The sequence below is a fragment of the Allobosea sp. 05T433 genome (assembly GCF_056396065.1).
The window spans coordinates 92,377-117,875 of sequence record NZ_JBFTKS010000001.1 but is presented as its reverse complement, the minus strand read 5'-3'; the positions used below and the strand labels follow the sequence as shown (position 1 = coordinate 117,875).

Annotated in this window: 23 protein-coding genes; 15 read left to right on the top strand and 8 right to left on the bottom strand. The window is 63.2% G+C overall.

Translation table 11 applies throughout. The annotated features are described in order from the left end of the window. Window positions 1-112: 112 nt before the first annotated feature. Window positions 113-271, bottom strand: a complete 159-nt coding sequence (locus AC1DGP_RS00525) for a hypothetical protein (RefSeq protein WP_441490082.1) — start codon at window positions 269-271, stop codon at window positions 113-115. A gap of 193 nt (window positions 272-464) precedes the next feature. Here AC1DGP_RS00525 and AC1DGP_RS00520 point away from each other — a divergent pair, with 193 nt between their 5' ends. Beyond that, window positions 465-1,715, top strand: a complete 1,251-nt coding sequence (locus AC1DGP_RS00520; RefSeq protein WP_476831601.1) for an MgtC/SapB family protein — start codon at window positions 465-467, stop codon at window positions 1,713-1,715. A 76-nt stretch (window positions 1,716-1,791) separates the two neighbouring features. Here AC1DGP_RS00520 and AC1DGP_RS00515 read toward each other — a convergent pair whose 3' ends face one another. Beyond that, on the bottom strand, window positions 1,792-2,205 hold the full coding sequence (locus AC1DGP_RS00515) for a hypothetical protein (RefSeq protein WP_441506067.1): 414 nt from the start codon (window positions 2,203-2,205) through the stop codon (window positions 1,792-1,794). 295 nt (window positions 2,206-2,500) lie between these two features. Further along, window positions 2,501-2,698: a hypothetical protein gene (locus tag AC1DGP_RS00510; RefSeq protein ID WP_441490085.1), complete on the bottom strand. Its 198-nt coding sequence runs from the start codon at window positions 2,696-2,698 to the stop codon at window positions 2,501-2,503. A gap of 282 nt (window positions 2,699-2,980) precedes the next feature. Between AC1DGP_RS00510 and AC1DGP_RS00505 the strand changes: the two genes are divergently transcribed. Continuing rightward, the gene (locus AC1DGP_RS00505) at window positions 2,981-3,193 is read left to right on the top strand and encodes a hypothetical protein (protein ID WP_441506066.1); all 213 of its coding nucleotides are present in this window, start codon (window positions 2,981-2,983) and stop codon (window positions 3,191-3,193) included. 90 nt (window positions 3,194-3,283) lie between these two features. Here AC1DGP_RS00505 and AC1DGP_RS00500 read toward each other — a convergent pair whose 3' ends face one another. Then, a complete protein-coding gene (locus tag AC1DGP_RS00500) occupies window positions 3,284-3,568 on the bottom strand; it encodes a hypothetical protein (RefSeq protein ID WP_441506065.1) in 285 nt (94 codons plus the stop codon). A 570-nt stretch (window positions 3,569-4,138) separates the two neighbouring features. Here AC1DGP_RS00500 and AC1DGP_RS00495 point away from each other — a divergent pair. The 13 genes from AC1DGP_RS00495 to AC1DGP_RS00435 all read left to right on the top strand — a co-directional run bounded on the left by AC1DGP_RS00495 (window position 4,139) and on the right by AC1DGP_RS00435 (window position 17,243). Further along, entirely contained in the window at window positions 4,139-4,528 is a 390-nt protein-coding gene (locus tag AC1DGP_RS00495) for a hypothetical protein (protein ID WP_441506064.1), read from the top strand. A gap of 469 nt (window positions 4,529-4,997) precedes the next feature. Further along, on the top strand, window positions 4,998-6,374 hold the full coding sequence (locus AC1DGP_RS00490; RefSeq protein ID WP_476831600.1) for an integrase arm-type DNA-binding domain-containing protein: 1,377 nt from the start codon (window positions 4,998-5,000) through the stop codon (window positions 6,372-6,374). Further along, window positions 6,371-7,099 carry a hypothetical protein gene (locus tag AC1DGP_RS00485; protein ID WP_476831599.1) on the top strand — a complete coding sequence of 243 codons (729 nt, stop codon included), beginning with the start codon at window positions 6,371-6,373 and terminating at the stop codon, window positions 7,097-7,099. Before AC1DGP_RS00490 ends, AC1DGP_RS00485 begins: the two co-directional genes overlap by 4 nt. A 103-nt stretch (window positions 7,100-7,202) precedes the next feature. Then, window positions 7,203-7,547 carry a helix-turn-helix transcriptional regulator gene (locus AC1DGP_RS00480; protein ID WP_476831598.1) on the top strand — a complete coding sequence of 115 codons (345 nt, stop codon included), beginning with the start codon at window positions 7,203-7,205 and terminating at the stop codon, window positions 7,545-7,547. A 119-nt stretch (window positions 7,548-7,666) separates the two neighbouring features. Beyond that, a complete protein-coding gene (locus tag AC1DGP_RS00475) occupies window positions 7,667-8,524 on the top strand; it encodes a hypothetical protein (protein WP_476831597.1) in 858 nt (285 codons plus the stop codon). A gap of 3 nt (window positions 8,525-8,527) precedes the next feature. After that, window positions 8,528-12,235, top strand: coding sequence for a DUF7146 domain-containing protein (locus tag AC1DGP_RS00470; RefSeq protein WP_476831596.1), 3,708 nt, complete (start codon window positions 8,528-8,530; stop codon window positions 12,233-12,235). Window positions 12,236-12,304: 69 nt separating this feature from the next. After that, complete coding sequence (locus AC1DGP_RS00465) at window positions 12,305-12,883, top strand: hypothetical protein (RefSeq protein WP_476831595.1); 579 nt, start codon at window positions 12,305-12,307, stop codon at window positions 12,881-12,883. A gap of 173 nt (window positions 12,884-13,056) precedes the next feature. Then, window positions 13,057-13,320 carry a hypothetical protein gene (locus AC1DGP_RS00460; RefSeq protein WP_476831594.1) on the top strand — a complete coding sequence of 88 codons (264 nt, stop codon included), beginning with the start codon at window positions 13,057-13,059 and terminating at the stop codon, window positions 13,318-13,320. 94 nt (window positions 13,321-13,414) lie between these two features. Further along, entirely contained in the window at window positions 13,415-13,624 is a 210-nt protein-coding gene (locus AC1DGP_RS00455; protein WP_476831593.1) for a hypothetical protein, read from the top strand. Window positions 13,625-13,778: 154 nt separating this feature from the next. Then, window positions 13,779-13,934 (top strand): hypothetical protein, encoded by a 156-nt coding sequence (locus tag AC1DGP_RS00450; protein WP_476831592.1) that lies wholly within the window; start codon window positions 13,779-13,781, stop codon window positions 13,932-13,934. A gap of 85 nt (window positions 13,935-14,019) precedes the next feature. Beyond that, window positions 14,020-14,178: a hypothetical protein gene (locus tag AC1DGP_RS00445; protein WP_476831591.1), complete on the top strand. Its 159-nt coding sequence runs from the start codon at window positions 14,020-14,022 to the stop codon at window positions 14,176-14,178. Then, the gene (locus AC1DGP_RS00440) at window positions 14,175-14,489 is read left to right on the top strand and encodes a hypothetical protein (RefSeq protein ID WP_476831590.1); all 315 of its coding nucleotides are present in this window, start codon (window positions 14,175-14,177) and stop codon (window positions 14,487-14,489) included. The genes AC1DGP_RS00445 and AC1DGP_RS00440 overlap by 4 nt, the downstream gene beginning before the upstream one ends. Window positions 14,490-15,140: 651 nt before the next feature. Further along, window positions 15,141-17,243 (top strand): hypothetical protein, encoded by a 2,103-nt coding sequence (locus AC1DGP_RS00435; RefSeq protein ID WP_476831589.1) that lies wholly within the window; start codon window positions 15,141-15,143, stop codon window positions 17,241-17,243. Between the two features lie 522 nt (window positions 17,244-17,765). On the opposite strand, the gene AC1DGP_RS00430 is transcribed toward AC1DGP_RS00435, so the two are convergent. Genes AC1DGP_RS00430 through hsdR form a run of 4 tightly spaced genes read right to left on the bottom strand, consistent with a single transcriptional unit; the run spans window position 17,766 to window position 24,977 of the window. Next, on the bottom strand, window positions 17,766-18,728 hold the full coding sequence (locus tag AC1DGP_RS00430) for a hypothetical protein (protein ID WP_476831588.1): 963 nt from the start codon (window positions 18,726-18,728) through the stop codon (window positions 17,766-17,768). After that, the gene (locus AC1DGP_RS00425) at window positions 18,725-20,128 is read right to left on the bottom strand and encodes a restriction endonuclease subunit S (RefSeq protein ID WP_476831587.1); all 1,404 of its coding nucleotides are present in this window, start codon (window positions 20,126-20,128) and stop codon (window positions 18,725-18,727) included. Before AC1DGP_RS00425 ends, AC1DGP_RS00430 begins: the two co-directional genes overlap by 4 nt. Next, entirely contained in the window at window positions 20,125-21,597 is a 1,473-nt protein-coding gene (locus tag AC1DGP_RS00420) for a class I SAM-dependent DNA methyltransferase (protein WP_476831586.1), read from the bottom strand. Before AC1DGP_RS00420 ends, AC1DGP_RS00425 begins: the two co-directional genes overlap by 4 nt. After that, window positions 21,597-24,977: a type I restriction-modification system endonuclease gene (hsdR, locus tag AC1DGP_RS00415; protein ID WP_476831585.1), complete on the bottom strand. Its 3,381-nt coding sequence runs from the start codon at window positions 24,975-24,977 to the stop codon at window positions 21,597-21,599. The genes AC1DGP_RS00420 and hsdR overlap by 1 nt, the downstream gene beginning before the upstream one ends. Window positions 24,978-25,499 lie beyond the last annotated feature (522 nt).

The window sequence follows — 25,499 nt, the reverse complement described above, 5'->3', positions numbered from 1 at the left end:
CTTCGGGCGGTCCAGGGTGGCTAGCGTGAGAATGTGGGCTGAGTGCGTCGCAACATGGACGGGGGCGCTTGCCGGTTCACGACGGGCGCGCAGCAGAACCGTCCGCTGGATGTCAGTCGTCCTGCCTCAGCTCCCAGGCGAGCATGGCATCATGGATCGCGTCGAGTTCCTCGTCCTTCGCCCGGCAATCCGGCCTGGTGCGCAGTTCCTCGAGGCGCTCGCAAGCGCAGGCGTAGTCCTCTTCCGAGTAGATAATGACCAGCCGATTCATGACCAACTCACCAAGCATAAGACGGGCCAGGCCGCCCGCGATGACGACATGGGCTGGTCTAAAGACCGCCTGCATGACCTGCAGATGACAGCCGCGGGTGCCACATGGGATGCGCCCTGGGCGCTATCCGAACCGGCCGCTTCCGATATGCTCGTCGAACGATCGCCACGCCCGAGCCAAGCCGCAGACCGATATGGATGAACACGCCCTCCTGAGCCGCCTCGCCGTTTCCCTCGCCATCGGGCTCGTGGTCGGTCTCGAACGTGGCTGGCGCACGCGCGACGAGGATGACCACCAGCGCGCCGCGGGCCTGCGCACCTTCGCGCTGTCCGGGCTGCTCGGCGGCGTGACCGGAGCCATCGGCCAGCAGCTCGGGGGCATCGCGATCGGCCTGGTCTTTCTCGGATACAGTGCGGCTTTCGGCGCCTTCCACTGGCTGGAGGCGCGCTCCGAGCAGAATGTCAGTGCGACCTCAGTCATCGCCGGGATGCTGACCTTCATGCTGGGCGCGCTCGCCGTGGTGGGCGATCTCACTGCGGCGATTGCAGGCGCAGTCGCGATGACCTTGCTGCTGGCGTTGCGCGAACAGCTGCACCGGTGGGTGGCCTCGCTGAGCTGGCAGGAAATCCGCTCGGTCCTGACCCTGCTCGCGATGTCGTTCCTGTTGCTTCCGATTTTGCCGAACCGCCCGATCGACCCATGGGGATCGATCAATCCCTATTCGATCTGGCTGCTCGCCATCCTGATCGCGGCCGTGTCCTTCGGAGGCTATGTCGCGGTCCGGATCTTTGGCGACCGCCTTGGCGTGATCATGGCGGCGGTCGCCGGCGGCCTCGCCTCCTCCACCGCGACAACGCTGACCCTGGCCGGGCTCGCGCGCCAGCATTCTGATTCCGGCCGTCTGCTCAGCGCCGGCATCCTCATCGCCGGGGTGGTGATGGTCCTGCGCGTCGCTGTGGTCGCGATGGCATTGAACCCGGTCCTGATCCCGCTCCTTGCACTGCCCCTTGCCTGCGCCGGCGGCGTCCTGGCGGCAGGCGCCGGCCTCATGCTGATCAACACTGGCGGCTCCTCCGAGCGCCCGGAGCTGAAGATCTCGAATCCACTGGAACTCGGCTCCGCTCTGAAGATGGCAGCGTTCATCGCGGTGGTGATGCTTGCCGCACGCCTGCTGCAGCAGCATTTCGGCGATGCGGGCGTGCTCGCCACGGCCGCTCTGTCCGGCATTGCTGATGTCGATGCCGTCGTGATCTCGATGTCGCGCATGGCGCTCGGCGTCATTGACCCGACGCTCGCGGGCCATGCGATCCTGCTCGCGACAGGCGTCAACACGTTGGTCAAGGCCGGGCTCGCCGCCTCCACGGGCGGCATGGCGCTTGGCTTGCGCGTCGGCTGCGTAAGCGGCCTCGCCGTCGCAGCAGGGCTTCTGGCGGGGTTTCGATAGGTCGCGCCTTCCAGCGGGGCGCGAGGCGTAGTTGGCTCGGGCTCCCGTCGGGCTCAACGGCCTCCGTTCGGCAGCCTCACGGCACGACATGGCCCCGCGCGCGTTTGCCATTGGACAATCGGCATGAGCACCCGGACCTGACAGGCGCCGTGCCCTTCAGCACGCAGATCCGGCTCGATGTCTGGCAGTGCCGGCCGGTCGTTCTGACCGCGCGGCGATCGACCATGCCATATCCGGCCCCGATGCCGGCGTTGCCCAGCGGCTGCGTGCCTCCATAGCCGATCGGCGGGCCTGCGCCCGGGATCCCGCCGCCACTCGAATGCAATCGGATATCCGGCACACTGTCGCTGAGCGAGGGGGGCCCAAGACCTTGCCTGGGGCCACCAGGTGTGAGCGGCGCGTTCCCTGGCGTGCCGATCTGCGCCCCGGCCGGCGCTGCCAGAACCAGGGAGAGCATGAAGGACAAAGCTGCGGTGAACCTGCGCGTCATGGTGAGACCTCCCGGAACAACCAGCACTTGCACGGCTTGGAAGGCCTGCGTCGTCGCAGCCCTCGGCGCTCTTGTCGAGATCACACCTGTTGCAGGCCCGTGTCGAGTCGCGAGTCGGCGCCTCCGGTGGCTGCCGCTCGTCATTGACCGAGGCTGCGATCGACCTGTGAACGCGGCGGGCGAGCGAGCTGACGCGGCATGACACCGTCAAGCGGCCCAGGCGATATCCGCCAACATCGGGGCTCGGGGACTGCCCCGGGGCAAGCAGTACGACTGCCCGAGGTCGGGCCGTGAGCTATCGAGAGCGAGCCCCGGGGGCCTGTGCGTGTTGGCTACCGAGTTGAACGACAATCAGATCCAGCCTGCCGTCGGGAGCGATGCGGATCACGCTGCCGTCTTCGTTCAGGATATAGGCTGACAGGCCTGCCTTCTGCGCGCGTTCGACCTCCCTGCGCCGGAACTGCTCAAGCTTCTCGTCACAGGTGGGGCTCATGGTGCGCTCCGACATTCGTCAGTGCGTGAAAGACTACGCATTCCGGCCGGTCGGATATGTGAGGCACCTCACTTAGCGTGACGCAGGGATGCCCGAGTGGGAATGCTGGGTCCGGGACGGCATGCCCAAGCGACGTTCCGCCGTCGTCGGACACGGCTCTCGCTACGCCAAATTGTGACGCCGATCTTCATCAGCTGGCTGGCACCAACGCCCGGCGTTTTCGTCGAGCGGCCGCCTTGCCGTATAGCTCTGCTCATCGAATCGCCATTGACGGAAGAGATCATGCCTAAGCTCTGCAAGTTCACTTCGCCCTCCGATGGGAAGCCCGTCTACGTCAATCCCGCGCAGGTCAGCGTGGTCTATACGTTCAAGGGCAACCCGCCGGACACCATCATCGGCTTCCGCAAGGACTTCATGCTCGGCGTGAGGGAGAGCCTGGAAGAGGTGGTCGAGATTCTCGACAAGGCGACGGCCGAGGAGACGGCTGGCAGCTAGACCTGCGAAACATGGGGCAGCCGGGTCGCTCGGGCCGTTCCGGCTCGCGCGGGAGCGTCCCGGCCTTGCTCCCGATTGACCTTATCCTGGTCAGGACAGCCGCCTGTCGCGGATGTCGAAAATGCGCTCGCATATCCCGAGATGTTGGGCGAGCAGCGTCTGCAGAGGCGTCAGCGGCCGGAAAGCGCGCATGTCCTGCTCGAAATCGACCTCCTCGGCCCAAGCCGCGATCGCCTCATCGGCAGCGAGCAATTGCTCCTCGGTCGGGGCCCCGACGTGGGGTTGGCCCCTCTCTTCCGCGAGGCTCAGCGCGATCGTCTGCCGCAGCTCCTGCTCCAACCGAATGAGCGGCTCGAGTTCATCGACATAGGACATGAAATCTCCTCCTGCAGGCGCAGCGAGCACTCGCTGCTGATCGGATCGTGTGTGAGCCATTCAGGCAGCTCGCGAGTAGGTACCTTCCGCCTGCCACACACCCATATCGTTCAGCGCCTAGAGCCTGACAGCATGGCATTTGCGAGCGGGAAGCCGACTTGCCCGCATTGCTACCGGACATATGCAAAGCAGGCCGCCACTCGGAAGTGATGCTTCGCGATTCGTGATCAGCAGCATAAGACCGAGGAAACGCTCGGCTCTTTGCCCCAGATTGGCCCTACGGCTGATCCGGAATGCTTGTGAAACCAAGCTAAACAATGGTGCGCAGGAGGGAACCGTAAGAAATCTATATGGCATTCAAATTTAAAATATTTTTCTAATTCAAGTATCCATAAGGCCAACAATCAAAAACGCCGCGGCGCTCCAAGTGAGCTTTCCACAGGCGGAAGCGTTTTGAAGCAAGTCTGGCGATACGCCCCTCACGGCGCTTGCCCAACGTCTAGCAAAAATGGGCGCGAATGCTATCTTCGCGCCGGGATGACGCAAGAGACTCGACGGCAGGTGGTCACGATGAAACAGGCATTGTTCGCGGCAGTTGCCGTCATTGGCATCAGTGGTACAGCCACCGCCCAAAATTGCCCCTATGATTCCCGGTGCATCAACAATCCGTATGGAGCCGGTAACCCGTACAATCCGGACAGCTTGAACAACCCCTACGGCCGCTACGGCTCGCCTTACAGCAACGAGTCAGCAAAGAACCCTTACGCAACAAACGCGCCGAAGCTCTATGACCAAGACGGTAACTATCGAGGTCGCCTCAGCGCGAATCCATACGATCCAGACAGCACGAGCAATCCTTACGGACGATACGGCAGCCCGTATTCGTCTGACAGCATCAACAACCCCTACGGGGCAGGAAATCCGTATGGCCGACCGCTAACCGTTGTGCCCCAGAACTGACTACTTGACTTATTGGCCGCAGAGAATTGGTTCGAGCCTAGGAGCCGTGGGCGCTTGGTCTCGAGCGGCGGCCTGCACTGTGAACTGATGGGGTGGATGCCCCCCTCCGGCCGGCACCGTAAGGTGCCCGCGAGCGCCATGAAGGCGCGTTGGAAGGAGGAGCCGTGGCGATCGATCTCGCCAAGCGAAACTTCCAAGTCTGCGCGACTTCAGGCCGGAATTATCTAGGAAAATMGACAACCTCAAGGGGTTGGATGGTGCCGCAAGAGGGATTCGAACCCCCGACCCCCTCATTACGAAAAGCAAGCTGTGTCCCCTGACGTGCCCTAAACTTCCCGCTGAACTCCTATTTTTCATTGATAATTCAGTGCTATTGCCCTAATAGACCCTATCAGCACTAAGGACCAACCCTCACCAAAGCGTGTCCCCAGCGTGTCCCCAGCGCGTCCCCACAGCCTAAGAGGGTCGCATGTCCGAAGCGAACAGTTTCAATTTCACCGTCACCCGGCTCGCCGCACTGACACCGCCGGAAAGCGGTGAAACGACGTTGCGGGATACCGGCGTCGATGGCCTTTGCATCCGCATCCGCGCCAGCGGCGCGGCGAGCTTCATGGTGCGCTATCGCATCAAGGGAGACAACCGTGGCCCACAGCGCATGACGATTGGCCCCGTCGGCGCGATCCCCCTGCCCGATGCACGTCTACAGGCTCAGGCCGCCTTGCTGGCAGCACGGCAGGGTCAGGACCCGCAAGCCGGGCGCAAGGTCGAGGAGAAGGCCGCCAGCGAGGCCGAGAACGCGATCACGCTCAACGACCTGATCGAACGGCACGAACGCGAACAGAAGGCCCATGGCATTGTCAGCGCGGCAGAAGCGTCCAAGTCGATGCAAAGGGAACTCGCCGGGTTGCTGACGCGCGATCCGGCCAGCCTCAAGCGTCAGGAGATCGTCGCCATCTACGACAAGATGCGCGACGGCGTTCCTGGCCACGCCAAGCCCCGCCCCGGCTCCGTCATGACGTTGCGCGCCCGTGTTCACGGCTTGCTGGCCTTTGGTGAGAACGCCGGACTGGTGCCGACGAATGTCATGGCCGGCTATCGTTCCAAGCGGAAGTCGAAGGCTCAGCGCGTGGCTGACGCCAGACGAGCCGAAAGCGCGCAAGGCGTCATGCTCGGCATGCCCGAGGTCGCAGCGCTCTGGCGTGCCTGCGGCGACGCGCGTGTCAGCCAGAGCTTCGGGGCCTACATCCGCCTGCTGCTGGTGACGGGATGCCGTCGCAAGGAACTGGCACACGCCCGGTTGCCGTGGATCAAGGCGGCGGCGAAGGATCGTCCTGCCCTGCTGATGCTACCTGCGGAGGCGACGAAATCTGGCAGGGCGCATGTCGTGCCACTGCCAGCATTGCCAGCAGGCGTCATTGCTGGCGTGCGCCGTTATAGGGACGTGGACCTGATCACGCCCGGCGCTATCTCGCGCAAGACTGGCAAGACGGCCGCAATCAGCGGCTGGTCGAAATCCTGGCCGGCGCTGCTCAAGATCGCGAACGAATACGGACTGACGCGCCATGTGAAATTGCATGACCTGCGCAAGACCTTCCGGTCGCATCTGACCCGGCTTGGCATCAGGGATCGCGTCGCCGAAGCCATGCTCAATCACGCGCCGACAGATCGCCTAATCCAGACCTACGACATGCACGACTTTCTTGCCGAGCGCATCGAGGCGATGGCGCTCTGGTGTGGCGAGATCGAGACAGCGGTCGACGCGCACGAAAAGGCGACCCGCGCCGAGATCGTGCCGCTACGCCCTGGAACGCGAGCGGAGCCCCGGACCAAGCGGGTTGCGGCGTGACGGACGAGCCGGGCGATGAGCTTGTCCGGCACGTCATGGCGACGCTTCGCGAGCATGTCGAAGCAGCAATTGGCAAAGCCATAGCGGCAGTCCTGCTCGACAAGCCGCAAGATGCGGTGACGGGGCCCGAGGCCCGTGCCGCGCTGGCCGATTGGGTCAAACCGGGCGACGCCGAAACGACCCATCGCGCAATCCGCGCCGGACTGGTTGCAGCGGCGATGAAGCTTGAAGCCGACCTGCTGCCCCCTAAGCTTGCTGGAGAATTTGTCGGCACGCTCAAGGCGTTGGACAGGGGCGAGGCGCGCGGCTTCGCGATCCCCGCCACGTCGCAACGCTGGCAAGGTGCTTCCCGTCGTGATGAACTGGCGACATTCATCGCTGCCGAGACGCACTTTCGGCGCAGTCTAGAAGATGTGTCCATCGAGGAGGCGCGAGCGCGCGTCACAGGCGTCCGCCGCCCCGGAACCCGGAGAGCCGCCCCATCTCCTGACACGCTTTCAGCCGATCTGCAGATGCTGACATACGATCAAGTGCGCGATCTCTACAGGGCTGGCATCAAACTGCTCGGTCGGGACAGCGTCGCCGATGCTGGGGAGCAAGGCGTGGCGGTGCGCGAGGGCAGGCCAATCGATCCCGACTTTGCCGACTATCGCGAAGGCCGGCTGGGGCTGGCGCGTGACGAAAAGCGGTGGAGGGCCGTGCTGCGGGAGGCGGGACTGGCCTAGACCGAAGCGCGATCTGCGGGGAAAATCGGGGCGACTTTTCCCCCAGACTACGGGCTGCATCGGGGCGATCCTTCCGGGCATCGAAACCCGGAGACCCGCCCTCATGCCCCGCGCTTCCTCCCCCTCGCCTGCTGCCCCGCCCCTCGATCCCGATGCGCTGGCTTCGGCTATTGCCGCACGGCTCGCCGACGAGATCGCGGATCGAATGCGTCTCGATGCCCTGGCCGGCGACGACGTGGTCCTGCCGCCAGTTGAGGCGGCGCGGCTGCTGCGGCGGTCGGAGAAGACGTTGGAGTTTTGGCGCTCGACCGGCTCCGGCCCTATCCACATCAAGATCGGCATGCGCGGCATCGGCTACAGGCTCGGCGATTTGCGCCACTACATCCGCGCCCGGCCCGCCTTGGGCCGCCGGGCCGTCGAAGCGACGCTTCCGAGCGTCGATGAATGAATTGCCGCCGGCTGCGGACCGGCGGCGGGAGATGCTGAATCGGCGCGTGACGGCCCCGTTTTAGCCGATTTTCCAGCCCGGACCAGGCCGCGGCTCCCTCAGCAGGAGGAGCCTCGATCATGGAACGTTTCGAGAATTGGGCCGTCCCGCCCGGCTTCGACCCGCGCCGCCTCGACGGGGAGCGACTCGCCGGCTCGTCATCGTGCCTGCTCGACCTGCCGGGCGCACCCGTCACGGACATGCCGCACGGCGAACTTCTCCGACGGTTGCGGACCTTCGCGTCCTGGGGGGATCGCGACATTGCCCGCACCGGGCATCATGCCGGCTTCGACAGCGCGCCGGCGGACCCGGACATGCTCGGCCTGCTCCTTGCCGCGGATGTGCGGGACGCGGGCCGGGCGACACGCACCGGGAATGCCCTCGTGCTCAACGCGACCTGCCCCCTCAGCCCCGGCCCGGCGGAGGCGGCGGCGCGGGCCGTGTGCTTTGGCGGCGCCCTTCTGCCCCACCCCATGACGCCGGTCGTCATGGGTCCGCGCGGGAGGCCGATGCTTGTTTCCTTGCGCGCCGACGCCCAGAACCGGCTCGCGCGAGCCGTCAGCGTGGTACCGCGCATCGTCGACGGACGCGTGAGGCTGGCCCTGCGGGCGGTTGCGACAATCGACGCCTCCGGGGAAGACGGCCCCGCGCTCGCCCTGCCGGCGGGGGCATCGCAAGCCGATGTCGACGCCATCGGCGGGCTCATCCTCATCGGAAGCGTCTTGTTGGCGATGATCGCGGATGTTCGCATCGGCCTCAGGCGTCGCGAGGCGCCATCAAGGTTCACGGCAAAGCTCATGCGACAAGGGAAGCCCGCCCCAGCGCCCTATTGGGAGATAGAGGCTGAAACCGCTCTTGGACTTTATTCAGGGAAGGCAGATGATCTCAATCAATACCTGGCCCGTGGGCGAGATTTCTTCGCTTCGACGAAGTGTTGAGCCATGGCCGGGGGCGACGATCCCGGCGACCTCGACGCCATGCGCGAGGCGCTGGCCGACCGCGCCGAAGAAGTCGCGCGCGAGCTTTTGGGCGAGCCGAATCGGGCAATGTCGTCGCGGCGAGAAGCGCGGTTCGGGCGCCGGGGCTCGCTGAAGGTCACGCTGAAAGGCCGTTGGGCCGGGCGCTGGCGAAGCTTCGAGAGCGGCGAGAAGGGCGACCTGTTCGATCTGATCCGGCGCGAGACCGGCGGCTCGTTCGCAGACGCCGTCGCATGGGCCCGACGCTTTATGGGCTGGCCCGAGCCGAAGGGCGCTCCGTCCATCGAGGAGCGACATCCGAACTCGATCATTTTCGGGACGGGCAGGCATGCTCCGCCCGCCGACCCCGAAGCCGACGCCACTGCGAAGGCCGTGCAGGAGGCCGAACGGGCCACGAGGGCGGCCAAGCGCGCCGAGGCTGAGGCACTGGACGCGGCGATTCAGGAAGGCCGCAGGCGACGCGCTGAGGCGGTCTGGAACGAGAGCGAAGATGCCGGCTGGTCGCTCGGTGAACGGTATTTGACCAAAGTCCGGCGCATTCGCGGCGTGGCCGAGTTTCCCGCGTGCGCGATCCGCTTCCACGCGCGCCTGCGGGCCGTCGTGGCGGCTGCGACGGACGATGCCGGCAGGCTCGTCGGCGTGCAACTGATCCTGCTCGACAAGGCCGGGCGAAAGCGGGCTGGTCGACGGGCAAAGCTGTCTTATGGGCCGGTCGGTCGAGGTGTTGTGCGCTTGCCGACCCGTCCTGATTGCCGACGTCCTGGCGTGTTGTTGCTGGCCGAGGGCGTCGAGACCGGGCTGACGGTCTGGGCCGCGACAGGCTGCGAAACATGGGTCACACTCGGCCCGATGGCGCGCCTGACGCCGCCGCAAGGCCGCTTGGTCGTGACCTGCCGCGACGACGATCCGGCGCAGTCGCCCGCCGCCAAGGCGATGCGACATAGGCTCGCGAAATGGCGCGCCGCCGGGCTGGACGTAGCGAGCGTTTTTCCAACGCCTATCCGCCGTGGAGACAGGGCCGACTTCAACGATCTCGCCCAGCGCGCGGGCATGACCGCCGTCCGCAAGCGCATCGAGGACGCGATTGAGGTGGCGCAAGCGCGGTTCGCCGTCGCTCTGCCCGGTGTGGACGAAGCGCGGTTGCTGGTGACGGATCGGGTTCGCGCGGCCTCCGCGCAGCGCCGGACGAGGCTCGCGCTGACGCCGACTGCATGGGGCGTGAAGGCCGGCGTCGGGCTCGGCAAGACGCGCGCGGTGCTGAGCGCAACGGTCGATCTACTGACCGCGCTGCGGGCAATCGGTGACAAGAGCCTCGTCGTCGTCGCCGTGCCGCAGCATCGCCTGAGTGACGAACAGGTGCAGCGGTTCGCGGAGGAGTCTGGCGGCGCGTTTGTGGCGCGGCCCTGGCGAGGCCGCGAGGCGCTGGACCCTAACGGCGACGGCGAGACGATGTGCCGCAACGTCGGACGTGTCCGCGAGGCGCAGGCGCTCGTGCTCGATCCGGCCAAGGTCGTCTGCCGGGCCGGTTGCCCGCATTTTAGCGGATGCGCCTACCTTGGGCAGCGCGTCGAAGACGCGGATTTGCTGATCATTGCGCATCGGGGGCTGTTCGGCGCCCTGCCGGAACAACTCCGGGGGCGCGAGGTGGCTTTCGTCGTGATCGACGAGACATCTTGGCACGCAGGGCTCATCGGCGTCGGAGACGAGCGCTTGACGCTCCCGCTCGACGCGCTCGTCAGCGGCGCGATGCCGGTCCCGAGCGGGCTCCCTGCCAATGAGGTCAATAGGCTGCTGACCCAGCGCTACACGGCCGCGAAGAACGGCAACCATGATGAGGTCGCCCGGATCGATGAGGCACTGGCGGCGTCACGGCATCGGCAGGACAAGGGCGAGCGGCTGACGGCGCTGCGGCATGGCCTCCATGCGGCGCTGCTGGACAACGGCATCGCTGCGCTGCGCCGCGATGCGCTCGTCCGGTATTCACTGTTCGATGTTCGCGACTTCGGCAACGAGGGACTGGGGCCGGAGGCGTGCGGGCTGGAAATGAGCCGGAAGATCGACGGCGAGCTTGGCCCTGAGGGAGGCGACGCAGGCGAGGTCGAGCTAAACAGGACGATCCGGGCAGCGGACTGGCTCTGGCAAGCCGTCGGCGCACTGCTCTTTGACGACCCCGGAGCCAAATCGGGCTGGGTCGAACTCGTTGCCGGCCCTGACGGTGGGCGTCAGATCGCGATCCGTGGCCGCCGGAGTGTGCACGAGCATTTCAGCGTGCCCACGCTGCTCATCGACGCGGACCTGGACGAGGAATTGGCCAGCGCCTATTGGCCGGGACTGCGGCTATTCCCGCCGGTCGAGGCGGCAGCGCCGCATATGCGCGTGCGGCAGGCCTGGGGGCGATCTTTCGGCAAACGGATGCTTGAGCCGCTGTCAGGCGAGAAGGCCCGGCGCAAACCCGAGGAAGCGAAGCTACGGGCGAAGAACCTGCGGAGCGTCTGGCGCTCCGTCGTCCGCACGCATCAGGTGCGGGGTGGGCGGACGCTGGTCGTCGGCAACAAGACCGTGGTCGCCGCGCTCGACGCCCTGGGCCTGCCTGCCGGCGTCGAGTCGACGTGGTTCGGCGCGCTGCGTGGACGCGACGGATGGGGCGACGTGGCGACGGTGATCGTGATCGGACGGCCTGCTCCGCCGCCGCGCGAGGTCGAGAATCTGGCGGCAGCGCTGACCGGCGAGGCCGTCGAGCGTGTCGGGACGCCCGATGGCTGGTTCCTCACAGGCGACACGCCGAGGCTGGTGACAGGGGCGGACGGGCTGGCGCGCATCTCCATGGCCGAAGGGCCGGCCCACCTGGTCGGAATCGTCGAGCGTATGCGCCGGCAGATCGCGGATGCCGAGGTCTGGCAGGCCATAGGCCGGGCGAGGGGCGTAAACAGGACGGAGCGCGGTCCGGTCGAGGTCATCGTCCTGAGCGACGTGGTGTTGCCCGTCGCGGTCGAGGAGATCGATGCGGAGGCTGTGCTGAAGATGAGGCCGGTCGACATGATGCTGGCCGAAGGCGGCGTGGCAATGTCGAGCCCGACCGATGCGGCGCGGCTGTACCCGAAATTGTGGGAGACAACGAAGGCGGCGGAACATGCCTTTAAACAAAAAGCTTTCCCCCATTCCCCCATAGATATCTATTATGGGGAAAAGGGGGAAAGCTTTCACTATCAGCTTCACGGGAACGGTCAGTCGTTCAAATCCGGCGTGTTCGACCCCGTCACTGTCCCCGACCCGCGCACGTGGCTCGAAAGCCGGCTCGGCCCTCTGGCGGCGTTCGAGATCGTCGAGCGCGACGACATACCAGACGCTCCGGCCTCCCTGCCCGGTGGGGATGCGCCGCCGCACGGCAGCGCAGAACATTCGCCCGAGCTTTCCATCGACGAGCGGCCTTGGCCTGAATATCGGGATGAAAGCATCGACAACCTGTCCCCGAACCTGTCTGGTCGGGCGGTAGAGCAGGCGTCGGAGATCGAATTCCTTACACCATTGAAAGCAGATTGGCCGCCCGAGTGTGACCCTGACGTGCATTGCACCGGAGCCAATGGGCGTCCGCATGGGCCGCCCATTATGCTCAGTGAGATTATGCAGAACCCCTCTAGTGGGGCCGCCGGAGAGTGGTTTCTGATAGTCTAGAAAGGCTGCCTGGACCCGCTTTAACAGTTGGCCTGACAACGTGTACCTACATGATACACTCCCCCCACCATGCCCCCGCGCGATCTCACCGCCTTCCACACCCCGGAGCATCAGCGCCGCTGGCATGCCGCCATGGTCGATGGCCTGCGCCGCCTCCCGCGCTGCGAAGCAATCCGTCGCAACGGCGAGCCGTGCCGCATGCACGCCCTCCCCAACACGTCACCGCGCCGCTGCCTGCATCACCTCAAAGGGCGCGCGCGCGACATCTACGACCTTGCCCGCACCCCGCGCCTTGAAAGGCAGCGTCACGCCACAAACGCCGTAACCCGCGATAAAGCCGAGCGCGCCCTCGCCGCCATCGCCCGTCGTCAGCTACATCGGCTCTGGCGACACCATCCCGATACGCCCGGCACCACGCTAATCCTCCCCGACGCCGACGAGGCCCGCGTTGGGCGCTATCTGTGCGAAACTCATGGCATCGATCTGGACATCGACAATCACGGCCTGACCTGGCGCGCCATTGATCGCGTTCGCTGGGCCGCCGCGCTCGCCTTGAGCGGGCGGATCGACGAGGCAGGCGCTGCGAACCGCGTCAGGCTGGCGCGACTTGGAGACGAGCAATGGCGGGCGAAAGGCGGCTATCCCTGAGGCCGATCTCTCGGCAATCCAAAGCGCGGAAGGACGCGTCTCGCGTCGACGCGCGGAATGCCAGTGCAGAGCGTCGGATCGCGATGGCCTTCCCACGATCAAGGTCGATAGAACCGCCCAGCGACCCGCGGGATGTCCTTTATCCGCCGGGTTGCTACGACAATGGCCAAGCCTTGAACAATCGCATCGCGATTATCAGGCAGCTTCAAGAGCTTGGCCTCTCAGACGCGGAGCTTGTCGCCGCCATGGCGCGCTACAACGCGATGCTGACGGGCGACGACCTTGCCGTACATGCTTGGTACGAACTTCTGATCCGGCTCTTCGCCGCCGAACGCGCGCGTCAGCCACCACCGCCTGAAGGGTACTGGGACCGGCGGAGGCGTGACGCCGACCCAGATAGGGATGAATGGCCACGCGGCTTCGACGAATGGGTGTGAGCAGTGGACGGACGCTACGCGGCGATTGACCCGCGCTGAAGCGGTCATGAGACTGGCTGTCCAGGCCTGCGCACCCCCACTGAAAGATCGGCGAATGACCGACCGCTCCGACGGCGGCCCCAAACAGCAGCCCCGTCAAAACATTCCGCCTGACGTTGCGCTAGCGCTGGCACGCGTAAAGCTGAAAATCTCTCTCAAGTACGGCGATCTCGATCTCTTCGTCGACGCCCGGCGGCAGTTGGTAAGCCTTCGCCAGATCGACCCCGCCCAGCTTGAGCTGCCATTCTGTGAGCGCGATTGGTGAGGGATCTCCTCGCCCTCGCGATCACGTACCGATGCGGGGCGCGCGGCACGATCCCAGGCTGACTCCAGCAAATCTTAGGCGGAAAGCAACAAGCAGCGGGCGCAGCCGTACCGTATTTTGAGTAGCTGATCGGGAACGTCGAGGTCGATCTTCCATGAACGTCGAACCCTCACCCGGCTGCGAGGCCTATGCCATGCTGCTGCGCGCACGGGCGATCAAGTGGCGCTGCATTGGCCGCTTCGCCGCGCTCGTTGTGCTCCTGCGGGTTCAGTTTCGACGGATGAAGCCGGGTCGAGCCAGGGCTCACTGACAGAGGCGCCTTCTTTGTCACCAGATCCGTGCCTTGGGCTGCGCTCGATCAGAGCCGGCAAATGCTGGTTGAGGAAGCAACAGCCATGAGCGCCACCGCCGTCCTCTGCTCCATGGGGGGACTTGTCCTGCTGGTTGGCGCCGTCGTCATCAGCCACGCAATCGACGAGGACCGGCGGCAACGCCGGCTCAACAAGCGCCATCGCGGCACGTTTCGCGACTTCATCCGAAGGAATGACAGATGAGTTTTGTCAGCGACGTTGTCGCCAGTATCGAGCGCAAGGTCGGCAGCGCCTTTGGTTATGACAAGATCGTCGAAGGCTCGGCCGAAGCGCTGATTGGCGTCGGGATCGCTCTCGCCATCTTCATCGGCTTTGTGATCTACGTCGTGCTTAATGAGAAGGGGAAGCCAAGCCCCTCGGCTGATCGCTGGCGCTGGGAGAGCGAACAGCGCGAGATTGCGCGCCAGAAGCAGGACGCGACCGACAATGCCGCGACGCTGGCGCGCTGGGAGAGGGAGGAAGCGACTGGCAGCTACAAGGCGCCGGTAGGCTAACGCTCCCCCGACCAAATCTGACAGCCCTTCACGAACGAGGCGTGGCTAGCTTTCCCGTCCGGCCGGCCTGCCGCAACGCTCATTCAGCACGCGTATCACGGTCGCACCTAGCTTGCGTGTTCGGTCGGCTGCCCGCTTCGCTCTCGGTCGAGATTCCAAAGTTCAGTCGCTATCCCGTGCGGGGAAGCCTTTCACATTGATCGATTGCTGCTCCCCATTGCGCGGATTGCGGATCGCCCCGTTCTCGTAGCGGGCGGCTATCTCATGCTCTCGGTAGGTTGCCTTCCGCGCGAGGGCCTTCCCGGCGCTTCAGCACGGAACGCAGCAGCCAGCGCTCGCATGATTTGTGTCTGCGTTAAGGTCGGTGAACCGTCTTGCTTTCCCCAGATGCCGCATGCGCGGTGCGAAGTTCCGGGAGAGTCAACTATTGCTGTAGGCAGAGCAGAACGTCAGCTTGGGAAGCGGCACCAAGTCGTTGATCCGCCATGCCTGCGTTCCCAGCTCGACGGAAGCCCGCCGCTAGTAGGCGAGGGGTCTGCGGAAGCAGGGGGCACGGCGTCTCGACAACTGGACGGCGCGTTCTTCTACGTCTACCACCAAGGGGAATGGTCTCCGGGACTGCACCGGAATGAATCGCCGCTGGACAGATAAATGCCCACTCTGACGACTGACCTCATCGGCCGCGTGAAGCGCCTTCCCCTTAAGCCGTCCGCAACCTCCGCGCTAATGCCGTTGTTCGAAGCGGTCTCGAACGGACTCCATGCCATCGACGACCGGCACGGCGATAAAGCTCGCGAGCAGGGAAGAATTCTCATTGAGGTTTTGCGGACTGACCAAGCCAAGGCGACTTCGTCTGTTATCGGTTTCGTGGTGACTGACAATGGCGTGGGCCTGAACGATAGTAACTATACGTCTTTCCTTAAGCCGGATTCACAGCACAAGTTCCAGCGAGGCGGAAAGGGTGTCGGGCGTCTCGGTTGGCTCAAGGTTTTTAAAGATATACGGGTCGACAGCACATACTTGGACGTTGCTCATCAGCTTTCCGTTCGGTCTTTCGACTTCGTCCTACGCGAGGATGAACAGGTACTACTGAGGCCTGGCGCCGTGGTCTCACCGACCGGCCCGGGTACCCGGGTGTCGCTGAAGACTTATGACCCATTGTACGGGGCTAAATGCCCACTTGACGCGGCCACCCTTCGGCAACGGGTTATCGGTCATTTTATGCAACTTTTTGCCGCTAGTTCGGCGCCCTCCATCACTATGACTGACGGAGCCGAGACTATTGATCTGAAAAAGGCGTTTGAGGAGTTAGTTCGAAATACTTCCGAGCAGAAGGTCACCGTCACCCTCAGTGAGGGTGAGGTTATCGGGCTAACTATCCGCCACATTCGGGCGGCCAAATCCATCCGGCCAGACACCAACAAAAAAGCTTATAATTGGCTGTTCCTTTCCGCGAACGACCGAGCCGTCGACGAAACGGTTATTGACGACCAGATTGGCCTTAAAGCCTTGGACGGCGATGAGGTCTACATCGGGTGCGTGTCAGGTGAGCATCTGGATGCTCATGTGAATCAGGAGCGCACGGGTTTTAGCTTCGACTCGGCAGAGAGCCGCGAAATTCGCCGGGCGCTTCAGGCTTCCGTCATGACGTACCTGGACACGTATGTAGCGCGCCTGAAAGAGAGGAAGCGCCGCATGGTCCAGAAGGTTATCGAGGAGTACCCTCAGTTCCTTTACCTCCAAGGTGAGATGGAGGCCTTCATCAACAAACTGGCTCCTGGTGTCACGTCCCGGGAAGCCGTATTTGTCGAGATGTGCCGCCATCGGTATCGGAGAACCAACCAAGAGCACACAAAGCTCGAAGAGGTTGTGAAGGCCGGCCCCAACATGACTAAAGAGCTAGAAAAAAAGGTCGAGGAATATCAGGAGTTTGTGCAGGAGCAGCAGCGTGGCGTGCTGGCGGAGTATGTCCTTCTAAGGAAGTCCGTAATTGATATCTTGGATCGCTATTCTGAGTATCAGGAGGGAACGACGAAGCACTACTTGGAAGAGGCAGTGCACAAGCTCATCGTCCCAATGAGAGCCGATTCTGCGAGCCTGGACATTGGGGACCATAATCTCTGGCTTATTGATGACCGTTTGGCGTTCTTCGCCCATTTCTCGTCGGACCGAGCGTTCAAAACCTACACCGATAACCACTCGTTGGACCGCCCCGATATAGCTTTCTTCTATGATACCTGCTTCGCATGGCGCGAGCAGGAGGCTGCGAACACCGTAGTATTGGTAGAGTTTAAAAGGCCGTCGCGAGACAATTATGATGGGGACGACAATCCTGTTAGGCAGGTAATGAACTACATCAAGAAGTTCAAAACCTCGACTTCTCTCAAGGATTCAAAAGGTCGCCAGCTTTCGCCTCGCCTCAAAAACGCGACCTTCCACTGCTACATCATCGCCGACATCACAGACACTCTCATGGAATCAATCGAAGGATACCGCTTCCATGAGACGCCCGATGGTCAGGGCCTGGTCGGCTATCTAATTAATCCTGATGCGGTCGTTGAAATCATCTCGTATCCAAAGCTCCTCGCGGACGCGAAAATGCGGAACAGCATTTTCTTCCAGAAACTGGGCATCACGAACGTCGACGCCGGAGCCGCCCGTCCTGAGGATTCCATCGAGGACGTGCTCGATGAAGTAGACGCTGAGGTAGAGGCGAAAGTGTTGGAGGTAGAGGAATCAGCTGCCGCCACGTAAGTGTAGCGCTTCTTCACTGAGCGCCCGGGGTGGTCGAACGCACTGCACGTCCACTCTCTTAGAACAGCGTTTCCTTGAACGGCTCGGCCGTCGCCGGGTCGTCATCGCCAACCCCGGTCTTGTTCATCCGCTTCGACACGATCTATTCGCGCAGTTCCTGAGGAGGCTGCATGAGCAACCCCCTGCCCCCCGAGCCATCAAGCCACGCCTCGAAGTCCCCCGGATGCAGCGTCGCCGGCATGCGATTATGGATGACATCCACTTGTTCGCGTCGCGCGTGATGATCGTACAGGAGACGATCTCCTCCCGGTCTCCAGGTTCGTCCAGCTATCCGAGAGCCCGGCGAAGCCGAGCAGGCCGCCATAGGCGGCGGTGAAATAGCCCGGACCGGTCTACTCGTAATAGCCGCTGACCGGGATGATGCAGCGCCAGAAATAGTTCAGTGACTTGGGTGCGGCGAGCGATTGGTCCCCTGTTGTCTTCGTCGTGGCCCTTTTCACAAAGCTTCGCTCGCGGACGGGACTATGCGCGCACGAGCGAGACCAGTCGCCTGAACTCGCCGTCGTCTCCGCTGCTTTTCCATCGATTGATGAAGCGGCAGACGATCTGGAGGTTGTCTCTCTCGTAATGACCGTTGCTGTCGATCCGGTCGAGCGAACACAGCATCTCTGGGTCATCATCGTCGCCGTCGTACTGGAGACGGAGGTCCGTGATCGCGCACAAGCCGTCCTGCTCAGAAAGGAGAGCATCTAAAAAGGGCATCAACTCGCGCTCCGCGATCAATAAGTCCTTGTTTTTGACGGTTTTCTGCACTTTTTGGCCATTCGCGAAGTTGACAGTACCCATCACTGTCGCGGCCATCCGCCAGATGGTCTTTTGGCGAGCGTTGAAGTTGGTGCCAGGGTTCTTCCGACGACGCGCGGCTTTCGCGCCCCAGTCCGGGAGAGAATGCCATGGGTCAAGATTATCGCCGTCTATCAGCGCGAGAGCGTACGCGGCATTTTCGGGTCTGAGCTGTTGGAGCGTGCCTTCCGTAAACAGAAACTCCTGAGCCTTGGGGTGGAGCCCACCCCATTCGAGCCGGTTCCCCTTTCGGTTCTTATTTGACCAGGGATTGCAGGGCTTGTGGCAGATGATCACGTCGTGAGGAGTGCCGACTGTCTCCTTGAAGGGCTCAAAGGTTGCCGGCTCGGAGCGCGATGTGGTCCACCAGAGCTGATCCTTCTCCCGATGTATCCAGATGTCGTGATCGCTCTCGACGATGGTTGTCATCAGGTTGTACCACCGCGAAGCGACCGGGCGGGTCGGTGACTTGCCCGCGGCTGTCTTACGCAGCCTCATTCGGTTCTGGATGTAGCTCTCGCGGTCTCCGCTCTCCCAGAAGCCCTGAACCTCGACATCATTCATCGTCGCAATGGTGCTGCGGCTGAAACAGGCCGGCCATGCATAATTCTCACGGCCGAAATTGGCGATGTAGACTTTCATGAAGGGCGCCCCGCCGCCTTGCGCCCGCGTTTGGCCTTCGGCGTCTCTTTGCGTTCGGCCCGTATGCGTCCCAGTAGTACCGAGGCAGGCTCGTCACTTGGGTCCTGCGGCACAAGTTCGCCACGAAAAGCCTTGGCGAGCACGACCTGATCGAGATGGTCGGTCAACTTACGGGCGCTCGTCGCCTCGGCGGCAAGGCGCTCGATCCAGGCAAGCGTCACCTCGATCCTCTGAACGACGGCCTCTTGCTCGCCGAGGGTCGGATGAGGGATCGGAAAACGTGCCAAGCCATCCTTACCAATGTGGTAAATGTTGACGCCTTGAGTGCTGGAGACAAACCGCTCGGTGAGCGCACAGAACATAAAATACCAGTAGAGATACTCAGAAGAGCAACTCCTTGGCTGTACGCGGATCAGAGTATTCTGGAAGCAGCAGTCAGCGATCTGCCCCGTCCAAATCGCTGGCTTCCCGACCTCTGTAGCACTTCCGGAACCTTCATTGACGAGTACATCGCCCTTCTGCAGTTGGAAGCGGGCGAAATCGCGCTCATCAAAATTCATCTCCTTTACATCGGACAAGTCCCAGCCGTTCCAAGTAATGTTCGCTGCGCGCACATAGCAGCGCATGTGGGGACCAGAGTGATTTTGAGGCGATCTTTGTCTTCCTAACGAAACCAGCCCGATGTCGGCCACAGACCTCCAAGTCCATTGGCCAGGTATCGACCAAGGGCCGTTTACGACTTTAAGTTCATCAACCGCAGATCCTTGTTGCCGCAATTCCCGTGTTAAATCCCCCCGGAACGCGGCTGCCAGCACGGCCTGCTTGTACTTCTCCACAAGGCGGGGGATGTGGTCGAGGTGATCGCGGGCGCGTCTGGATTTGCTGGTGAGGCTGTCGATCTTCGCCACGATCCGCCGTTGATGCTGGATCGACACTAAGGGCAGCTTAGCGGTTTCTATGTCGACTGTGCGGAGGTGGGGTTGGGCAGAGCCTCGTTGATTGAGACCGACCCAATCAAGGAAAGTTGAGGATCGTAGGTATCGCTCGATGAAGTCGGGATCGAAACGCGACTTTGGCCTCAACGCAAGCATAGCGGAGTTTATACGAACGACCTCGAACGGAATGTCGTCGCGATAGATTGCAGTATTCCCCAGTGTTCCTCGAATAGTGAGCACGATATCGTTCCGGCGAAGGGTCCCTCCGCCCAACTTCTGATGACGCTCCTCATCAATGAACACTACATCGGCGAAATCAAAGTACCCCTGCCGGACGTTCTTCGTGTTCAGGAAAAGGCAATAACCGGACGAGGTCTGCGCTTCTCGGTCGGGATAATTCTTGCCTCGGTCACCGTTGATAAGTTCGACGGCACAGGAGAGGTCAATCGATACAAGCGCGCTCATTCTGCGGCCTCTGCGACGGTCGCCGCATCATCGGCTGCGTCCAGCTCGAGCTCCTCCGACAAAGTCTCGATTTCGTCGAGTGCAGCCTTGAGATGGCCAACGATGGCAGCGGCGATGTCCTCCGGCTCGGTTAGCGCCTCCTCTGCCTCGGCATCCGTGTCGCGCAGCCATGCGATGTCGAGGTTATCGTTGCGGGCGGCGATGGCGTCGCGGCGGAAGCATCGCCACCGGCCTTCCTCACCCTGTTCCGTCCGCTCTGCCCCGCCGTATGGATCAGTCCCATAGGCGGTCTCGAATTCAGAGAAGTCGGCGACGGTGAGCGGGCGGGTCTTGCCGAAGGCAGGCATGTTCGCCCGCATGTCATAGACCCAGACGGCCTTGGTGTTGCCCTTGTCCGCCTTACCGCGCTGGAAGAACAGCACATTGGTCTTGACGCCCTGCGCATAGAAGATGCCGGTCGGCAGGCGCAGGATCGTGTGCAGGTTGCACAGGTCCATCAGCCAGGTGCGCAGGCGTCGGCCGGTGTTGTCCTCGAACAGCACGTTGTCCGGCACAACCACGGCGGCGCGGCCACCGGGCTTGAGCGCCCTCACAATGTGCTCGACGAAGGCAAGCTGCTTGTTCGACGTGTCAGCCGTCACCGAGAAGTCGGAGCGTGTCGGGCGACCGCCACCTTTCTTGGTGCCAAAGGGTGGGTTGGTCAGGATCAGATCGGCCTTTGGCAGAGCCTCGCCGTCAGGCGACAGCGTGTCGATGTTGTCCACCCCGCCCTCGATGCCATGCAAAAGCAGGTTCATCATGCAGAGCCGGTGCGTATCGGGAACAAGCTCGCCCCCGATGAAGGCGTTATGCCGCTGAAAGAAGGCTTGCGCCTCCGGCAGCTGGTAGAGGTCGTCGGTGTGATCCTTGATGTAGCGGTCGGCAGCGACAAGAAAGCCAGCAGTGCCGGCAGCCGGGTCCTGCACCGTTTCACCCGGTTGCGGCTGCACGAGGCGCACGATGCAGTCGATCAGCGGGCGCGGCGTAAAATACTGCCCTGCGCCGGATTTTTTGTCGGCGGCGTTCTTTTCGAGCAGTCCCTCATAAAGATTGCCGAGCCCCTCTTCGCGTGCCGAGAACCAATCCAACTGGTCGATGTTGGAAGTCAGCGCCTTGAGGTTCGTCGGCTTGCGCAGGCGGGTCTGCGCATCGGTGAAGATCGCACGGATAAGGCTATCCTTGACCTCCGGCTTGCCGAGATCGAGGAGCATGCGCTTGTAGTAGTCGAGCTGCTCCATGCCCTCGCGCTTGGCCAGTATGCCCCACCGATAGCCCTCCGGCAGCCGGCCCTCGCGCTTCGTTTCCTCCAGCATCTTCAGGAAGAGCAGGTAGGTCAGCTCGGTGACATATTCGTTGTAGGAGACGCCGTCGTCGCGCAGGACGTGGCAGAGGCTCCAGAGTTTGGCGACGATGTCGGTCGTGCTGGTCATCAGGCGGTCTTCTTCCACAGTTCTTCGTTGATCCCGGCCAGGATGCTCTCAAGCTCCCCGCCAAACACCCTGTTGAGCCGGTTGAACCCTCCATCGGCGATGAACGGTTCCTTGTCGATGGCCTCACGGTCGACAACGACCTCTTTCTCGATCTGCTCGCCGATCCGCTTCAGCCAGCGCCTCTGCGGTTCGGTCCACGGGCGGCTCGCCATAATGCTGCGCATTGCGGATTTCACCCGGTCTTCGTAGGGGATCAGCGCGTCGCCAATGGCCGCCTGGCGAACAAAGCCGATGATCGAGGCGGCAATTTCCTCGTTTTTCGCATCCGCCCAGGCACGGCGTAGGTTCGCCTCCGAATAGCCCTTGCGGTCGAGCGCAAGGCGAAGCTCCTTCAGATCGACACGGGTCAGATCGCGGGGGCGCTGTACGACCAGCTTCAGCGCCGCGATGGTGTTGAGGTTGTCGCGCACGAAGGCGGTGAAGCCGTCGAGGAAGTCTTCCGGCCTCTCGGCGTCACCGTAACCGCGCGTGACCGCCACGACCTCGTCGGCATGATGCGAGATCGGCACATGACGCGGATTGTCGCCGCCGACCTGCCAGTCGAGGATCGGGCCGATGGCTGCGCGGTCCTTGAGCCATGCCGCAAGCGCGGGTGCGTCTCCTGTCAACAGACGATCCAGCATTGCCTCCGGCGTCTCGCCGGCAACGGCCTCGAACCGCTGTCGCGCATCCTCGGGCAGCTTCTTCAGATGGCGGCGCAGTTTCACCGTAAGCTGTTCGCGGATCGTGTCGCGCTGGTGGTCGTCACTCGCGTCGATCATCTCGGAGACAAGCTGCTCGAAGCTGATCGAAGGGTTTACGACGACGGGCTTCATATCGGTCAGGTTCTGGAGGTGCGGATAGAGGTCCACTGCGTCGAAGATGCGGAACACCTCCTTGCCGATCTCGTCGCAGCGGCGTGTCGCGCGCCCGATCATCTGCTCGTATAGAATGCGGCTGTTCACCCGGCGCAGGAAGACGAGGTTGGTGATTTTTGGCACGTCGATGCCGGTGGTGAGCAGATCGACGGTCACGACGATCTGCGGATTGGCGTCGTTGCGGAAAGCGCGGATCAGGTTCTGCACCTTGTCGACGCTGCCGGTGATCTTCTTCACCGCCGCGTCGTCGATCTCGCCATAAGTGGCGGCGAATGCCTTCTTGACCGAATCGACTACGATATCGGCATGGGCGTCGGTAGCGGCAAAGATCAGCGTCTTGCCGGGCAGCGCCGCGTCGATGTGGTTCGCCAGCTCCTCGGCAACGACCCGGTTGAACTCCGGGGTGATCACCTGCCTGTTGAACTGCTCGACCTCGAAGCGGATTTCGTCGGGCGCATGCGCAAGATCGACTGCGCCGGTTTGCGTGTTCAACAGTTCAAGCTGCTCGTCCTTCTCGAACCTAATGCCCGCCCGCGCCAGGGCCGTCTCGATCCGGATGGGTGGCTCATGATCGATCAGGTAGCCGTCAATGACAGCTTCTCGATAGGAGTATTTGAAGATCGGATCGCCAAAAATCTCGGTCGTGTGCAGGGCGGGCGTCGCCGTCAGCCCGATCTTCACCGCATCAAAATACTCCAGCACCCGCCGGTATTTGGAGATGTAGTCCTCTTGCCCCCGGAAGCTGAGTTCGGCGTCCGACATCTCCCGGTCGAGCAGATAGCCGCGATGGCACTCGTCGATCACGATCAAATCGTACTGGTCGATGGGCGGAACCTCGGAGCTGTCGGCGGCGTAGAGAACGCGCTTGACCAGCCCCTGGATCGTGCAGATGTGGACCTTGGTTTCGAGATCGGGCGTTACATCCTCCAGCCCCTTCAGCCCAAAAATCTCGGCGAAGGTCTTGCCCGAGACGACCTTGGTGGTCGAGAATTCGCCTACGGTCTGGTGGCCGAGTGCGCTGCGGTCGACGACGAAACAGATGCGGCGAAACCGTTTAGCTGCGAGCAGGCGATAGAGAAGCGCAATCGCCAGCTTGGTCTTGCCCGTGCCGGTCGCCATCGCCACCAGCATGGATCGCTGTTCGGCAGACAAAGCGGCCTCGACGGCGCGAATGGCGTTTTCCTGATAGTGCCGAAGCGGGAAGCCGAACGCGAAAGGTTGGGCCTTCAACGCGGCAGTGGCCGCATCCTGATCGACCTCAACCTGCCCCGCCAGCCCCTGCGGGGTCGGCCAGTCCACCAGCGCCCGGCGGTGATTGGCAGGACGGCGGGTGTCACGGAACCAGATGCCGCTCTCCGTCTCGATCTGCTTGAGATAGGCCCGGCCATTGGCGGCAAAGACGAAGGGCACGCGATGCTCGCCCCATGGCCTGCCGACCGTCACGAACTCGCCGCTGCCCTTGATCCCAACGGAATAGCGCTCGGCTTGATCGATGGCCGCCGAGACGTTTTTGCGCCGCCGCTTGGCCTCGACCACGCCGACAAACATGGTGCCGACGAACAGGGCATAGTCGGCCGGGCCGTTCGCGGTCGGCCATTCGGCAATCGCCATGTTGCGGCCCTTCGCGGGGCGGACGCCCGCGCTGTAGCGGAGAGTCTGCGTGTCGGCCTCCCAGCCGCGATCCCGCAGTTGCTGATCGATCAGGGCGCGGGTCTCGGCCTCGTCGAGATCGATCTTGGTTGCGGCCGCTTCGCCGCGCTCCGCGAGTTGGATGAGTATCGTGCGCGGTGCGGCCTCGGCCTCGGCCTGAAGGCTGGTGAGCTTGGCGGCAATCGCAGCCTTCTCGGCTTCCGACTCCTGCGCCAATTGCTCCCAGGTCGCCCGTTCCTCCGCCTCGCGCCTTAGCCGGTCCTCGACCGTCTCGCGGGCACGAAGCTGTTCCTCCGCCTCGCGACGGGCTAGCGCTGCGACGTCCTCGGTCTCGGCGACCCTTCGGCGCAGCGTTTCGATCTCCTGCCGCAACGCAACTGTGGCATCGACCGGTTCTGGCGGAGGGACGAAGGCTCCCGGATTGAAATCTGGCCGCTTGCTATAGGTCCGGTGGAACCAGACCGCCAATGAGCGGGCGAACTTCAGGGCGGTGAGCGCATTGGCGTGATTGCCCTTCGCCTCATGCACGGCCGCATTGCCTGCCTTGCGCAGGGCATGGAAAATATCCGCCACCTCTCTTGGGATGATCCGCTCATAGGACAGCCGTCGCAGCGTGTCCTCGAATGTCTCACGCTCATCCCGATAGGCGGCATGGCGGGCCGCGATCACCTTCGCCAGCAGCTCGGCGAATTGGCGGAGTTTGATGATGGCGGTGGACGGATCATCGCGGAAATACTGCTCGGCGAACCCGCCCAACACGGCCAGGCGCGCATCATGTTCGCTCAGGAAGCTAAAATTTGCCGAACCAGCCATGCCCACCCCCCGGACGTCATCATTGCGCAAGAGAAGCAGTTTCTGTCCAGTCAGCGGAAGACATCGCCGACCGGCCGAACTGCCCCGCAGGTCGCGGGGATGTACTCCCCCCTCCGAGCGTCGGCCTCAGAGGAGGATGTGCTTACGGCCGCCACCCGTCGTCGTTGGCAAGGCCTTGACGCTCGGGGCCACGCGGAGCGCTCCCGCAGGCGGCGATCCGCCAAGGTTAAAGTTGGCACTTTTAGGCGGACCGTCTGGAAAGAAGACCGTCGCGGGCAGGGGCCGGGGGCCGGGGGGCGGGTGCCGCGGCACGTAGCGCAGGCGCGGTAGACGCGCGGTAGGGACGGCATGGCGCTTTGCCAGCCTGACTTGCGGTGGCGTGCTGTCTGATATGGTGTCTGAGCTGCGCTGGCGGATTTCGGGTTATGGCCGGCGCGTCGGGATGCCCCGCCCCTCGCCGTTGAGGCTGAGCGTAGTGCTGTCGTGCCACGCATGGGGGACCGAAAGCGTAAGAGGGAGCGC

Coding starts and splice junctions, on each gene's coding strand:
- AC1DGP_RS00445 (WP_476831591.1), top strand. CDS start 14,020: ATGAGCGCCACCGCCGTCCTCTGCTCCATGGGGGGACTTGTCCTGCTG.
- AC1DGP_RS00425 (WP_476831587.1), bottom strand. CDS start 20,128: ATGAGCGCGCTTGTATCGATTGACCTCTCCTGTGCCGTCGAACTTATC.
- AC1DGP_RS00455 (WP_476831593.1), top strand. CDS start 13,415: ATGACCGACCGCTCCGACGGCGGCCCCAAACAGCAGCCCCGTCAAAAC.
- AC1DGP_RS00525 (WP_441490082.1), bottom strand. CDS start 271: ATGAATCGGCTGGTCATTATCTACTCGGAAGAGGACTACGCCTGCGCT.
- AC1DGP_RS00420 (WP_476831586.1), bottom strand. CDS start 21,597: ATGACCAGCACGACCGACATCGTCGCCAAACTCTGGAGCCTCTGCCAC.
- AC1DGP_RS00465 (WP_476831595.1), top strand. CDS start 12,305: ATGCCCCCGCGCGATCTCACCGCCTTCCACACCCCGGAGCATCAGCGC.
- AC1DGP_RS00440 (WP_476831590.1), top strand. CDS start 14,175: ATGAGTTTTGTCAGCGACGTTGTCGCCAGTATCGAGCGCAAGGTCGGC.
- AC1DGP_RS00500 (WP_441506065.1), bottom strand. CDS start 3,568: ATGTCCTATGTCGATGAACTCGAGCCGCTCATTCGGTTGGAGCAGGAG.
- AC1DGP_RS00450 (WP_476831592.1), top strand. CDS start 13,779: ATGAACGTCGAACCCTCACCCGGCTGCGAGGCCTATGCCATGCTGCTG.
- AC1DGP_RS00480 (WP_476831598.1), top strand. CDS start 7,203: ATGCCCCGCGCTTCCTCCCCCTCGCCTGCTGCCCCGCCCCTCGATCCC.
- AC1DGP_RS00510 (WP_441490085.1), bottom strand. CDS start 2,698: ATGAGCCCCACCTGTGACGAGAAGCTTGAGCAGTTCCGGCGCAGGGAG.
- AC1DGP_RS00505 (WP_441506066.1), top strand. CDS start 2,981: ATGCCTAAGCTCTGCAAGTTCACTTCGCCCTCCGATGGGAAGCCCGTC.
- AC1DGP_RS00470 (WP_476831596.1), top strand. CDS start 8,528: ATGGCCGGGGGCGACGATCCCGGCGACCTCGACGCCATGCGCGAGGCG.
- AC1DGP_RS00475 (WP_476831597.1), top strand. CDS start 7,667: ATGGAACGTTTCGAGAATTGGGCCGTCCCGCCCGGCTTCGACCCGCGC.
- AC1DGP_RS00520 (WP_476831601.1), top strand. CDS start 465: ATGGATGAACACGCCCTCCTGAGCCGCCTCGCCGTTTCCCTCGCCATC.
- AC1DGP_RS00490 (WP_476831600.1), top strand. CDS start 4,998: ATGTCCGAAGCGAACAGTTTCAATTTCACCGTCACCCGGCTCGCCGCA.
- AC1DGP_RS00435 (WP_476831589.1), top strand. CDS start 15,141: ATGCCCACTCTGACGACTGACCTCATCGGCCGCGTGAAGCGCCTTCCC.
- hsdR (WP_476831585.1), bottom strand. CDS start 24,977: ATGGCTGGTTCGGCAAATTTTAGCTTCCTGAGCGAACATGATGCGCGC.
- AC1DGP_RS00430 (WP_476831588.1), bottom strand. CDS start 18,728: ATGAAAGTCTACATCGCCAATTTCGGCCGTGAGAATTATGCATGGCCG.
- AC1DGP_RS00495 (WP_441506064.1), top strand. CDS start 4,139: ATGAAACAGGCATTGTTCGCGGCAGTTGCCGTCATTGGCATCAGTGGT.
- AC1DGP_RS00515 (WP_441506067.1), bottom strand. CDS start 2,205: ATGACGCGCAGGTTCACCGCAGCTTTGTCCTTCATGCTCTCCCTGGTT.